Origin of the sequence: Xanthomonas sp. PPL134, from assembly GCF_040595915.1 — a bacterium.
In the GTDB taxonomy this organism is placed as follows: Bacteria; Pseudomonadota; Gammaproteobacteria; order Xanthomonadales; family Xanthomonadaceae; genus Xanthomonas_A; species Xanthomonas_A indica.
The window spans coordinates 35,258-47,424 of the sequence record NZ_JAMDLL010000021.1 but is presented as its reverse complement, the minus strand read 5'-3'; the positions used below and the strand labels follow the sequence as shown (position 1 = coordinate 47,424).

Genomic DNA, 12,167 nt, shown 5'->3' with positions numbered 1-12,167 from the left:
TGCTGAGCCTGCTCCAGGGCTAAGCCCAGCCAGCCGCACCGCACGACCGGACCCCTCCGCAAGGAGGGGTCTTTTTTTTGACGCTGCCGACGCGGCACAGGATTTGCATCGCAACCGGGAGCCGCGACGACGCGCGGGCGGCGCTCAAGAAGCGGCCCCGCGCGCCGATACTCCCCTCAGCCGCTGGCGCACCGCGTGCCGGCCACCTCAAGGACCGCCAACATGTCCACCACTGGAATCGGCTCAGGCCTGGACATTCCGACCTTCGTCGCCAAACTGGTGTCGAAGGAACGCCAGCCGCAGGAAAACAGGATCAACCGTGACGGCACCGCCTCCAGTGCGCAGCTGTCGTCCTTGAGCACGATCAAGAGCGCGCTGTCCAACCTGCAGACGGCGATGAACACGGTGTCCAACAGCGCCGACAAGGGCGCCTACAAAGCGAGCATCGACGACGGCGCAGGCTATACCGCCACGGTCACCTCCAGCGCCAATGCCGGCAAATACGGGATCGAGGTGGTGAAGCTGGCGCAGGCGCAGAAGCTGACCTCGTCGGCCTATGCCAGTGGCGCGGTCGTCGGTGGCGGCACCCTGACCATCGCCTACGGCAGCACCAAGCTCAACATCAACGTCGATGCCGGCAGCAAGCTCAGCGACGTCGCCGCCTTCATCAACAAGGCCGCCAACGGTGCCGGCGTGACCGCCAGCGTGGTCACCGCCGACGACGGCGACCACCTGGTGCTCAACGCGGTCGACACCGGCACCAAGGGCGCCCTGACCATCACCACCTCCGGTGGCGACGGCGGCCTGGCCAACCTCACCTACCCGCCCGGCAACAGCGGCGGCCTGACCCAGACGATCGCCGCCGCCGACGCGGTGGTAAAGGTGGACGGCTTCCAGCGCACCTCCAGCAGCAACACCATCGCCGACCTGGTGCCCGGCGTAGCCATCAATCTCACCAAGGCCGTTGCCGGCACCACCTTCAATCTCAACATCACTGCCGACAACAGCCCGCTGAAGGCCAACCTGACCGCCCTGGTCAGTGCCTACAACTCCGCCAACAGCGTGCTCAAGTCGTCCAGCGCCTACGACGCCACCAACAAGAAGGCCTCGCCGATGACCGGCGATGCCATGGTGCGCGGCCTGCAGCAGTCGCTGCGCCGGCTGGTCAGCGACAACGTGAGCGGGCTGATGGCGCTGGGCGTCACCATCGACAAGGATGGCGTGATGAGCCTGGACAGCAGCAAGTTCGACACGGCCGTGGCCACCGATCCGTCGGCGGCCAAGACCATGCTCGGCAGCGCCGGCAGCTTCGGCGCCGGGATGAGCACGCTGCTCAAGAGCAACCTGGACACCACCAGCGGCACGCTGACCCAGCGGACCGACGTGCTCAACAAGCACATCTCCGACCTGACCGATCAGCTCAGGGATCTGGACGCGCGCATGCAGACACTGACCGACCAGTACACCGCGCGCTTCACCGCGATGGAGACGCTGGTGACGCAGATGCAGACCACGAGCGACAACTTGACCAAGCAATTCAGCTGACGCGCGTGTGGCCGCGGCTCAAGTCGAAGCGCGTCGCGGCCGATATGAAGAGTATCGACAGTCATTGTGGATCTGCGGCAACAACCGCCCGGCGTCGCCGCCAACCGGCATAGCGCCAGGCCCCGCCAGTCCACCCGAGGGAGTTTTCCATGTACGGTTCCAGCCGCCAGTACGCTGAGCAATATCGCAAGATGGGCATTTCCACCAGCGTCACGGATGCCGATCCGCACAAGCTGGTCGCCATGCTGTTCGCCGGTGCCTGCCAGCGCATCCGCCAGGCGCAGGCCTGCCTCGCGCAGGGTGACCAGGCACGCAAGGGCAAGGCGATCGGCGAGGCCTGCGCCATCGTCGGCCATCTCAACGGCTCGCTCGACCACGAGGCCGGCGGCGAGATCGCCGGCAATCTGTCGGCGCTCTACGACTACGTGATGCACCGGCTCACCGAAGCCAACCTGCACAACGACGACGCCGCGCTGACCGAAGCGCTGGAACTGCTCAGCGAGATCGACGCGGCCTGGGCCGCCATTCCGGCGCAGCAGCGCGAACTAGCCACGGCGAACGCATCGTGAGCATCCAGCTCGCCGACCTGCACAACGACCTGCACGAACTGCGCGAGATCCTGCGCGGCGACGACTATGCCCTGGCCCAGGCGATGGTCACCGACCATGCGCGACGCCTGCAGGCGTATCTGCAGCAGGACGATGCCGACCGCTCGCGCGAGGCGCTCAAGCCACTGCTCGCCCTGCAGCAGGCGGTGACCGCGCAGATGCGCATGGAGCGCGACCATGCCGCGGCCTGGCTGCGCAGCAGCCGCCAGTCCAGCCACGCCGCGCGGCTCTATTCGCAGGCCGGACTGCTGGGATGAACGCCGGCCCGGACGGCGTCGCGCAACATCCGGCCGACGCCGAGCTGTTCCACGACACGCTCAGTTGCGAACTGGCGCTGCCGGCGGATTTCCGCCTGGGCAACGGCGCCGGCCGCCTTGCCGCCGGCGAGGCGCTGCTGCGCAGCCTGGCGCAGATCGAGGATCTGCGCGGCGAGGACGGCAGCGACGAGCGCAGCGACGCCAGCGCGCAGACGCAGCGGATGGAGGCCAAGCTCGACCTGATGCTGGTCCTGCTGGGCCGGCTGGCCCGCCAGCACGAGGATGCCCTGCCGTTGCGGCCGCTGTGCTGGTCGCGCCGGGGCGTCCGGCTGGACCTGGGCGCGCGCTCGGGCGCAGCGCCCGGGGCCGCCGGTCTGCTACGCCTGCAACCCTCGGACTGGCTGCCGGACCACCTGGAACTGCCGGTACGGGTGCTGGCCGAGGCCACCACCGCCGGGGTCGTCCAACTTTGGCTACGGTTCGAGACACAGCCGCCGGGCCTGGAAGAGGCCCTGGAACGCCACTTGTTCCGGCTGCACCGCCGGCAGATCGCCGACAGCCGGCGGGCTCGCTGAGCCGGCTCCCGCCGCGCCCGGCCGCCCGCCGAGGTTGGCGGCGGCGAGCGGCTCGGCTAAGGTGCGGATCTGAATAGAAGGACCTGCACCGTGCGAGTCATCATCGTCGACGATCACACCCTGGTACGCGCCGGCCTGAGCCGGCTGCTGCAGACGTTTGCGGACGTCGACGTGGTCGCCGAGGCCAGCAACGCGCAGCAGGCGGTGGACCTGGCCACCCTGCACCGCCCCGACCTGGTCCTGATGGACCTGTCCCTGCCGGGACGCAGCGGCCTGGACGCGCTCACGGACGTACTGCACAGCTCGCCCAAGACCCGGGTGGTGATGATGTCGATGCACGACGATCCGGTGCACGTGCGCGATGCGCTGGACCGCGGCGCCACCGGCTTCGTGGTCAAGGACGCCGCTCCGCTGGAACTGGAACTGGCGCTGCGCGCGGCCAGCGCCAACCAGGTGTTCCTGAGCCCGCAGATCTCCTCCAAGATGATCGCGCCGATGCTTGGCCGCGAGCGCCCGGTGGGCATTGCCGCCCTGTCGCCGCGACAGCGCGAGATCCTGCGCCAGATCGGCCGCGGCCAGAGCAACAAGGAAATCGCCTCGGACCTGGGCATCAGCGTCAAGACCGTGGAGACCCACCGCGCACGGATGATGGAATCGCTGGGCTGCCGCCGCGCCAACGATCTGGTCCTACTGGCCGCGCGCCATCAGGGCGAGTTGAGCTGAACTGGGGACGGCATCCCGACACGCACCTTTGGCATGGGGTTTGCCTTAACCGGTCAGCAGGCGTGACATTCCCGCCGAAGCCCGCCACATCAGGCATTGCGCCGTCGACTGTCCGGCGTCCACGACCCGCATGTCGGGAAATTCCTGACAGTCTGTCGGGAATTTGACTACCCTACTCAGGAACACCCCGATTCTGTTACCGTCGGGCGACAAGCAGTATGCGTTCCACGGGCGCCAGCGTATTGGCGCCGAACCGAGGGAGTCCGCATGAAGCCGACCGTTTCCGCCCAACTGGGCCAGCAACTGCATCTGACCCCGCAACTGCTGCAGTCGATCCGGCTGCTGCAACTCGACGGCATGCAACTGGAACTGGAAATCCGCCGCACGCTGGAAACCAATCCGCTGCTCGAACTGGAAGAGCCCGAGGGCGTGATCGAGCCGGTGGTCAAGCACGAGGATGCGGCGCTGGAAACCGCGGCGTTCGACGAACTGCCCGAATCCTCGATGTGGGACATCCCGGCCGCCGGCTGGAACGACGGCGAAGACGATCGCATGCAGCGCATCGCCGCCGGCGAATCCACCGACCCGCACCTGCGCGTGCTGCAGCGGCTGGCCCTGGAACTGCCGGCGCTGGAACTGGAAGCGGCTGCGTTCTGGCTGGAACACTGCGACGATGCCGGCTACCTGGACGGCCCGCTCGACACCTTGCAGCAGTTGGCCAGCGCACGCCTGGGCCTGCCGCTGGCGCAGGCCGAAGCGGTGCGCCAGCGCCTGCTGCACGGCGACCCGGCCGGCCTGGCCGCCTGCGACCTGCGCGAATGCCTGCAGGCGCAGTTGAGCGACCTGCCCGGCCGCGTGCCGGGCCGCCACCTGGCCGCGCGCATCCTCGCCGGCGATCTCAATCTGCTCGCCAGCCACGATTACGCGCTGCTCGGGCGCCAGCTCGATGCCGAGACCGACGACGTGCGCGAGGCGGTGCGGCTGATCCTGTCGCTGCAGCCGCGGCCCGGCGACAGCCTGCAGCCGCAGGACGCCGGCCATGTGCTGCCGGACGTGGTCGCCTGGCATGCCGACGGCACCTGGCGGGTGGCGCTGAACCCGGCCACCACTCACCGCGTCACCGTCAACCCGATGCACGAGCGCGCCCTGGCCGAGGCCGGCGACGCCGCGCAGCCGCTGCGCGAGATGCTGCAGGAAGCGCGCTGGCTGACCCGCGGCCTGTCGATGCGCTACGAGACCCTGTTGCGCACCACCCGCGCCATCGTCGAGCGCCAGTCGGCGTTCCTGGTCAAGGGCGAGGAAGCGATGGCGCCACTGACCCTGAAAGAGGTGGCCGAGGCGATCGGCATGCACGAGTCGACCATCTCGCGCATCACCACCGGCAAGTACCTGCAGACCCCGCGCGGCACGTTCGAGCTGAAGCACTTCTTCGCCGTGCGCCTGGAAGGCGCCGCGGTGTCCGGGCAGGCGGTGCGGGCCATGGTCCGGCGCCTGATCGAATCCGAGCCGGCCGGGCGGCCGCTGGCCGACGAGGCCATCGCCGGACTGCTGTCGCGACAGGGCGTGAACGTGGCAAGGCGCACAGTCGCCAAGTATCGTGAACAATTGGACATCGCTCCCGCACGCGAACGCCGCCGCGGCAGCAAACCGCTGCTGGCCCGTGTGGGCTAAGGAAAAACGACGCATATGAACAAATTGTCCGTGCTTCTGGTCGACGACCACGAAGGTTTCATCAACGCCGCCATGCGCCACTTCCGCAAGCTCGACTGGATGGAAGTGATCGGCAGCGCCGCCAATGGCCTGGAAGCCATCGAGCGGTCCGAGTCGTTGCGCCCGCAGGTGGTGCTGATGGATCTGGCCATGCCCGAGATGGGCGGCCTGCAGGCCACGCGCCTGATCAAGACCCAGGACCAGGCGCCGTACATCGTGATCGCCAGCCATTTCGACGACGCCGAGCACCGCGAGCACGCCATGCGCGCCGGCGCCGACAACTTCGTCAGCAAGCTGTCCTACATCCAGGAAGTGATGCCGATCCTGGAGGGGCTTCGGACCGAAGGAGTACCGGCATGAGCGAATCGCGGATCCTGGTGATCGACGACGACGCGGTGCGCGCCGAGCGGACCGTGAGCCTGCTCGAATTCATGGACCTCAACCCGCGCTGGGTCACCGACGTCGCCGACGTCCAGCCCGGCCGGCACCGGCAGACCGAATGGATGGCGATCCTGGTCGGCGGGCTGGACGACCAGGAGCAGGCCGACGCCTTCTTCGGTTGGGTGGCGCGCAGTTCGCTGCCGCCGCCGGTGCTGCTGCTCAATGACGACGCGCAGGCGTTCGCCCAGCGCCACGGTCTGCACGAAGCCAACGTGTGGCAATTGGAAGCGCCACTGCGCCACGCGCAACTGGAAACCCTGCTGCGCCGCGCCAGCCTCAAGCGGCTGGACGCCGAGCACCAGGCCGGCGCCGCGCAGGACAACGGCCCGACCGGTACCAGCGCGGCGGTGACCCGCCTGCGTCGGCTGATCGACCAGGTCGCCGCGTTCGATACCACCGTGCTGGTGCTGGGCGAGTCCGGCACCGGCAAGGAAGTGGTGGCGCGGGCGATCCACCAGCAGTCGCCGCGCCGCGATGGCCCGTTCGTGGCGATCAACTGCGGCGCGATCCCGCCGGATCTGCTGGAAAGCGAGCTGTTCGGCCACGAGAAGGGCTCGTTCACCGGCGCGCTGAGCGCGCGCAAGGGCCGTTTCGAGATGGCCGAGGGCGGCACCCTGCTGCTCGACGAGATCGGCGACATGAGCCTGCCGATGCAGGTCAAGCTGCTGCGCGTGCTGCAGGAGCGCAGCTTCGAGCGGGTCGGCGGCAACGTCACCATCCGCTGCAACGTGCGGGTGATCGCCGCCACCCACCGCAATCTGGAAGAGCGCATCGCCGGCAACCAGTTCCGCGAGGACCTGTTCTACCGGCTCAACGTGTTCCCGATCGAGATGCCGGCGCTGCGCGAACGCAGCGACGACCTGCCGGCGCTGGTGCACACCATCGCCGCGCAGCTGGCGCGGACCGGGCGCGGCGAAGTGCGCTTCTCCGAAGAGGCCCTGCAGGCGCTGCGCAGCTACGAGTGGCCGGGCAACGTGCGCGAGCTGACCAACCTGGTCGAACGCCTGGCCGTGCTGCATCCGGGCGGCCTGGTGCGGGTGCAGGACCTGCCGGCGCGCTATCGCGGCGACTTCGCCTCGTCCATCGACGTATCGGCGCCGCCGGCGCCGATCGCCGCCGATCCGCGACGGGTGCCCAACGTGGTCGACCTGCACGCCGGCGGCAAGCCGGGCAGCGCGGACGCCGATGCGCCGACGGCGGCTGCGGCGACGCTGCCAGAGAGCGGCCTGGACCTGCGCGGGCACATGGCCAACATCGAGCTGGCGCTGATCAACGAGGCGCTGGAGCGCACCCAGGGCGTGGTCGCGCATGCAGCGCAATTGCTCGGCCTGCGGCGCACCACCCTGGTCGAGAAGCTGCGCAAGTACGGCATCGACCGCGACCAGACCGAACTGGCCAGCTGAGTCGGCGCACGGCGCCGGGTGCGGCCGCACCCGGCGCGCCCGCCTGGCAGCGGGCTCCTTTCCCTTCCCTCCCCCTGCCTTCCCCATCCACACGCGCGGGCGCGCGCAGGCGGCGTGCGTGCGCGACGGCCACGCGGCGTTTCGCCGGCAGCGGATCCCGGTCGGCCACGCCGACAGTGGACAGCGCCTTTGGCATGTGGCTTGCTTCACGTTTCCACAGCACCGGGCGGCGTGTTCCGCACCGGGGACTTCCACCCGTCGCCAGGCAGGTCCCATGTCCATCCCCGTCACCAGTCCGCTGCTGCCGCCCCTGGAGGCGTTCGTTCCGTACCTGGAGCAGATCTGGCGCAGCCGCATCCTGACCAACGGCGGCGACATGCACCGCGCGCTGGAGAACGCCCTGGCCGAGTACCTGGGGGTGAACCATCTGGCGCTGCTGACCAACGGTACCCTGGCGTTGTTGACGGCGCTGCAGGCGCTGCGCATCACCGGCGAGGTCATCACCACGCCGTATTCCTTCGTCGCCACCGCGCACTCGCTGCTGTGGCGCGGCATCAAGCCGGTGTTCGTTGACATCGATCCGCAGACGATGAACCTGGATCCGCTCAAGATCGAGGCGGCGATCACCCCGCACACCACCGCGATCATGCCGGTGCACTGCTACGGCACGCCCTGCGACACCACCGCGATCGAGCGCATCGCCGACACCTACAACCTCAAGGTCATCTACGACGCCGCCCATGCGTTCGGGGTCAAGGACGAGGGCGGCTCGATCCTGCGCCATGGCGACCTCAGCGTGCTCAGCTTCCACGCCACCAAGGTGTTCAACACCTTCGAAGGCGGCGCCATCGTCTGCCCGGACGCCAAGACCTACCAGCGCATCAGCCGGCTGAAGAACTTCGGCTTCGTCGACGAGACCACCGTTGTGGCGACCGGCATCAACGGCAAGATGAGCGAGATCAACGCCGCCTTCGGGCTGCTGCAACTGCAGCACATCGACGACGCGCTGGCGCAGCGCGGGGCGATCGACGCGCACTACCGGCGGCGCCTGGCGCAGGTGCCGGGGATCCGCTGCCTGGCGCCGCGGGAACCGGCGCTGTCCAACTACGCCTCGTTCCCGATCCTGGTCGAGGACGCCTTCCCGCTGGCCCGCGACGAACTGCACCGGCTGCTGCGCAGCCACGACATCCTGGTGCGCCGCTATTTCTACCCGCTGATCAGCGATTTCCCGATGTATCGCGGTCTGCCCTCCTCCGCGCCGGCCGGCCTGCCGGTGGCCCGGCAGATGGCCGACCGCGTGCTGTGCCTGCCGATCTTTCCCGGACTGGCGGCCGAGCAGGTGGACGCCATCGTCGACCTGATCGCCGCGGCGGGCGGCGTCATGCCCGCGCGCCCTTCCTCTTCCGCTAGCATCACCGCCCCTCCCTCCTTCGCCCAACCCGTGGAACCCGCAGCATGAGCCAAGAAACGTTTATCGAGAATTTCCTGTCCGCGACCGATTTTCAGAATCCGGTCGAGGTGAACATGGATACGGTACTGCGCGAACTGCCGGAATGGGATTCGCTGGCCGCGCTGGGCGTGATCGTGATGTTCGATACGGACTACGGCAAGACCATCACCGGCGAGCACCTGGCCGCCGTGGTCACCCTGGGAGACCTCTACAAGCTAACAGGGGCGTAACATGCCGACCTCCACGCTGCGTAACGTACGCTTCGCCGGCATGGCGACCTGCGTGCCCAAGCGCGTCGTCTCCAATCTCACCGATTGCCGGCCGCAAATCCGCTCCGAGCGCGAGCGGCTGGTGCGCAATATCGGCATCGAGACGCGGCGCATGGCCGCCGAATGGCAGTGCTTCTCCGATCTGGCCTTCGACGCGGCGCAGGTACTGCTGGAGCGCCTGCAGTGGCAGCGTGAGGAGGTCGATGCGTTGATCGTGGTCACCCAGTCGCCGGACTACCCGATCCCGGCCACGGCGATCATTTTGCAGGACCGCCTGGGCCTGTCGCACGCCACCATCGCCTTCGACGTCAACCTGGGCTGCTCGGCCTACCCGTTCGGCATCAACCTGCTCGGCTCGATGATCGCCGCCGGCGGTGTCAAGAAAGGCTTGCTGCTGGTCGGCGACCGCAGTGCCAACCTCGAGGACCCGATCTTCTCCGACTCTGGTACCGCCACCGCACTGGAATTCAGTGCCGACGCCGCGCCGATGCACTTCGACCTCAACAGCGATGGCAGCGGTTACCGCGCGATCATCCTACCGGTCGGCGGCCACCGCGAACCGGTCGGAGTGCAGCACCTGATCCCGTACCGCGCCGACGAGCACGACCGCTGGCACCGTGGTACCGACCTGCAACTGGACGGCGTAGCGGTGCTGAGCTTCTCCACCCAGCGGGTACCGCCGGCGGTGCAGAAGCTGCTGGACTACAGCGGCGTGTCCAAGGACGAGATAGATTACTTCGTTTTCCACCAGGCCAACCGGATGATCAACGAGACCATCCGCAAGAAGCTTGGCCTGCCCCCGGAAAAGGTGCCCTCCACCCTGCGCGATTTCGGCAACACCAGCGGCGCCTCGCTGCCGGTGACCATGACCGCGCGGATCAACAAGGAACTGGCAGAAGGCCGCAAGCGTGTGCTGTTGTGCGGCTTCGGTATTGGCCTGTCCTGGGGCAGCTGCCTGGTCGATATCGACGGCGCGGTGTTCCCCGACCTGATCGAGTCCTGACGATGGCGCCTGCCGCACCCACCGACGTCTTCGGGCTGCAGGGCAAGACCATCCTGGTGACCGGTGCTTCCTCGGGCATCGGCGCCGCTGTCGCGACGCTGTGCGCGCGCTTCGGCGCCACCCTGGTGCTCAACGGACGCGATCGCGTGCGGCTGCAGGCGGTCGCCGACGCGCTGCACGGCGCCGGGCATCGGACCATCGATGGCGACCTGACCGAACCAGCCACCCGCACGCGCCTGCTGGAAGCCGCGGAGCACTACCACGGGCTGGCGTCGTGCGCCGGGATCGCGACCCTGGTGCCGTTCCACATGGCCGCCGAACAGCACTTGCAACAGATGCTGGCGGTGAACTATCTGGCGCCGGTCGCACTTACCCAACAGTTGCTGGCCAAACGTCGCCTGGCCTCGGGTGCCTCGCTGGTCTACGTATCCGCCCTGACCGCACGGGCAGCACCGCAGGCCAGCGCCGGTTACGCCGGATCCAAGGCCGCCCTGGAGGCCGCGGTACGCACGCTGGCGCTGGAACAGGCCAAGCGTGGCATCCGCGCCAACTGCATCGCGCCTGGCTATGTGCATACGCCAATGCTCGACGCCCTCGGCGCCACGGCGAAAATGGAAAACAAGATCAGCCTGACGCCGCTCGGGCGCATCGATGCCGACGATATCGCCAAGGGCGCGGTCTATCTGTTGTCCGCCGCCAGCCGCTGGATCACCCGCAGCACCCTCACCATCGATGGCGGCCTCTCCCTGCCGATGCGCCTATGAACATGGAAACCCCGATGTCCCTGTTGGACGAGCCTTCCGCGCTGTTGCGCGGGTTGTATGGACTGGACGGCAAGGCCGTGCTGGTGACCGGTGCATCGAAGGGGATCGGCGAGGCGGTCGCGAAGACCTGCGCCGGCGCGGGTGCGCAACTGATCGTGGCTGGACGCGATCAGGCACGTCTGCAGGCCGTGCTGGACGCCTTGCCTGGCGACGGCCATCGCCTGTTCGCCGGCGACCTGAGCGAGGCAGCGACCGTGCAACGGCTCGCCGCCGAGTGCGGTCCGCTCGATGGCGTCGTGCACAGCGCCGGCATCCGTGGCCTGTCGCCGATGAAGCTGGTCAGCGAACCGTTTCTCAACGAAGTGATGGCGATCAACTACATCGCGCCGACGATGCTCACCCGGCATCTGCTGGCGCGGCAGTCGCTGCGCCCCGGCAGTTCGATCGTGTTCCTGTCGTCCATCGCCGCGCTCACCGGCACCGTCGGCGTGGGCCCCTATGCCGGCTCCAAGGCCGCCTTGATCGGCACCTTGCGCCCGCTGGCACTGGAATTGGTGCGGCGTAACATCCGCGCCAACGCACTGTGCCCGAGTCTGGTCGAAACGCCGCTGACCAGCGAGGACAAGGCCTGGCTCGAGGAGAACCGCGCGCGTTATCCGCTGGGCATCGGCACGCCCCAGGACGTCGCCCTGGCATGCCTGTATTTCCTGTCGCAGGCGAGCAGCAAGGTGACCGGCCAGGCCTTCAGCATGGATGGCGGCGTGGAGTACGTATGACCGTGCCGCAACATGTCCTGATCGTCGGCGCTGGCGGCTTCGGCCGCGGCGTGGCGGCGATGGCATGCGCCGACGATCCCGGCTACGGCCAGGCCTGGGACATCAAGGGCTTCCTGGACAGCCGAAACGCATTGGCACCCGGCTTGCGCTGGCCGCTGCTCGGCGACCCGGACACCTACCAGCCGCTGCCCGGCGACCTGTTCGTCTGTGCGCTCGGCGATCCGGCCGCGCGCCGCCGCTACAGCCAGCCGCTGCTGGAACGCGGCGCCGACTTCATGGTGCTGCGCCCGCGCCTGCGCGAAGCCTCGGAGACGCCGATCGGGCGCGGCAGCCTGTTCGAGGTTGGCGTATCGATCGGCGCCGACAGCCGCATCGGCGAGTTCGTCACCATCCTCGCCACCACCATCGTCGGCCACGATGTGGTGGTCGGCGACTACGTGCAGATCGGCAACTTCGTGTTCGTCGGCGGCGGCGCGCGCATCGGCAACGACGTGGTCATCCACCCCCACGCCACCGTGCTGCCCGGCATCGCGATCGGCGACGGCGCAGTGATCGGCGCCGGCAGCGTGGTGGTCAAGGACGTCCCGCCCAACGTCACCGTCGCCGGGAATCCGGCGCGGACCATCTTCAGCCGTTGACCCCG

General features: G+C 68.4%; 14 protein-coding genes. All 14 read left to right on the top strand.

Features of this window, described 5'->3' with window-relative positions; translation table 11 throughout:
• The first annotated feature begins 222 nt into the window (after nt 1-222).
• On the top strand, nt 223-1,545 hold the full coding sequence (fliD, locus tag M3U25_RS19985; protein ID WP_355503601.1) for a flagellar filament capping protein FliD: 1,323 nt from the start codon (nt 223-225) through the stop codon (nt 1,543-1,545).
• 149 nt (nt 1,546-1,694) lie between these two features.
• Complete coding sequence (fliS, locus tag M3U25_RS19980; protein WP_010341674.1) at nt 1,695-2,114, top strand: flagellar export chaperone FliS; 420 nt, start codon at nt 1,695-1,697, stop codon at nt 2,112-2,114.
• Entirely contained in the window at nt 2,111-2,410 is a 300-nt protein-coding gene (locus M3U25_RS19975; RefSeq protein ID WP_160947182.1) for a hypothetical protein, read from the top strand. Before fliS ends, M3U25_RS19975 begins: the two co-directional genes overlap by 4 nt.
• Nucleotides 2,407-2,985, top strand: a complete 579-nt coding sequence (locus M3U25_RS19970; protein ID WP_242158574.1) for a PilZ domain-containing protein — start codon at nt 2,407-2,409, stop codon at nt 2,983-2,985. The genes M3U25_RS19975 and M3U25_RS19970 overlap by 4 nt, the downstream gene beginning before the upstream one ends.
• Before the next feature lie 90 nt (nt 2,986-3,075).
• The gene (locus tag M3U25_RS19965; protein WP_017908534.1) at nt 3,076-3,708 is read left to right on the top strand and encodes a response regulator transcription factor; all 633 of its coding nucleotides are present in this window, start codon (nt 3,076-3,078) and stop codon (nt 3,706-3,708) included.
• Between the two features lie 267 nt (nt 3,709-3,975).
• Nucleotides 3,976-5,379 (top strand): RNA polymerase factor sigma-54, encoded by a 1,404-nt coding sequence (rpoN, locus tag M3U25_RS19960; protein ID WP_355503604.1) that lies wholly within the window; start codon nt 3,976-3,978, stop codon nt 5,377-5,379.
• A gap of 15 nt (nt 5,380-5,394) precedes the next feature.
• Nucleotides 5,395-5,778: a response regulator transcription factor gene (locus M3U25_RS19955; RefSeq protein WP_010341669.1), complete on the top strand. Its 384-nt coding sequence runs from the start codon at nt 5,395-5,397 to the stop codon at nt 5,776-5,778.
• A complete protein-coding gene (locus M3U25_RS19950; RefSeq protein WP_355503607.1) occupies nt 5,775-7,262 on the top strand; it encodes a sigma-54 dependent transcriptional regulator in 1,488 nt (495 codons plus the stop codon). The genes M3U25_RS19955 and M3U25_RS19950 overlap by 4 nt, the downstream gene beginning before the upstream one ends.
• A 274-nt stretch (nt 7,263-7,536) precedes the next feature.
• A complete protein-coding gene (locus M3U25_RS19945; protein ID WP_355503609.1) occupies nt 7,537-8,721 on the top strand; it encodes a DegT/DnrJ/EryC1/StrS family aminotransferase in 1,185 nt (394 codons plus the stop codon).
• On the top strand, nt 8,718-8,942 hold the full coding sequence (locus M3U25_RS19940; RefSeq protein WP_043091966.1) for an acyl carrier protein: 225 nt from the start codon (nt 8,718-8,720) through the stop codon (nt 8,940-8,942). The genes M3U25_RS19945 and M3U25_RS19940 overlap by 4 nt, the downstream gene beginning before the upstream one ends.
• A gap of 1 nt (nt 8,943) precedes the next feature.
• Nucleotides 8,944-9,984, top strand: a complete 1,041-nt coding sequence (locus M3U25_RS19935) for a ketoacyl-ACP synthase III (RefSeq protein WP_355503611.1) — start codon at nt 8,944-8,946, stop codon at nt 9,982-9,984.
• A gap of 2 nt (nt 9,985-9,986) precedes the next feature.
• Nucleotides 9,987-10,748: an SDR family oxidoreductase gene (locus M3U25_RS19930; protein ID WP_355503613.1), complete on the top strand. Its 762-nt coding sequence runs from the start codon at nt 9,987-9,989 to the stop codon at nt 10,746-10,748.
• Nucleotides 10,749-10,762: 14 nt separating this feature from the next.
• Nucleotides 10,763-11,524, top strand: coding sequence for an SDR family oxidoreductase (locus M3U25_RS19925; RefSeq protein WP_242158533.1), 762 nt, complete (start codon nt 10,763-10,765; stop codon nt 11,522-11,524).
• A complete protein-coding gene (locus M3U25_RS19920; protein ID WP_355503616.1) occupies nt 11,521-12,162 on the top strand; it encodes a NeuD/PglB/VioB family sugar acetyltransferase in 642 nt (213 codons plus the stop codon). The genes M3U25_RS19925 and M3U25_RS19920 overlap by 4 nt, the downstream gene beginning before the upstream one ends.
• The last annotated feature ends 5 nt before the right edge of the window (nt 12,163-12,167 follow it).

What these genes read in the sequence shown, in the direction of transcription:
- M3U25_RS19970 (WP_242158574.1), top strand. Translation starts at nt 2,407, where the DNA reads ATGAACGCCGGCCCGGACGGCGTCGCGCAACATCCGGCCGACGCCGAG.
- M3U25_RS19935 (WP_355503611.1), top strand. Translation starts at nt 8,944, where the DNA reads ATGCCGACCTCCACGCTGCGTAACGTACGCTTCGCCGGCATGGCGACC.
- M3U25_RS19955 (WP_010341669.1), top strand. Translation starts at nt 5,395, where the DNA reads ATGAACAAATTGTCCGTGCTTCTGGTCGACGACCACGAAGGTTTCATC.
- M3U25_RS19925 (WP_242158533.1), top strand. Translation starts at nt 10,763, where the DNA reads ATGTCCCTGTTGGACGAGCCTTCCGCGCTGTTGCGCGGGTTGTATGGA.
- rpoN (WP_355503604.1), top strand. Translation starts at nt 3,976, where the DNA reads ATGAAGCCGACCGTTTCCGCCCAACTGGGCCAGCAACTGCATCTGACC.
- M3U25_RS19920 (WP_355503616.1), top strand. Translation starts at nt 11,521, where the DNA reads ATGACCGTGCCGCAACATGTCCTGATCGTCGGCGCTGGCGGCTTCGGC.
- M3U25_RS19945 (WP_355503609.1), top strand. Translation starts at nt 7,537, where the DNA reads ATGTCCATCCCCGTCACCAGTCCGCTGCTGCCGCCCCTGGAGGCGTTC.
- fliD (WP_355503601.1), top strand. Translation starts at nt 223, where the DNA reads ATGTCCACCACTGGAATCGGCTCAGGCCTGGACATTCCGACCTTCGTC.
- M3U25_RS19930 (WP_355503613.1), top strand. Translation starts at nt 9,987, where the DNA reads ATGGCGCCTGCCGCACCCACCGACGTCTTCGGGCTGCAGGGCAAGACC.
- M3U25_RS19940 (WP_043091966.1), top strand. Translation starts at nt 8,718, where the DNA reads ATGAGCCAAGAAACGTTTATCGAGAATTTCCTGTCCGCGACCGATTTT.
- fliS (WP_010341674.1), top strand. Translation starts at nt 1,695, where the DNA reads ATGTACGGTTCCAGCCGCCAGTACGCTGAGCAATATCGCAAGATGGGC.
- M3U25_RS19950 (WP_355503607.1), top strand. Translation starts at nt 5,775, where the DNA reads ATGAGCGAATCGCGGATCCTGGTGATCGACGACGACGCGGTGCGCGCC.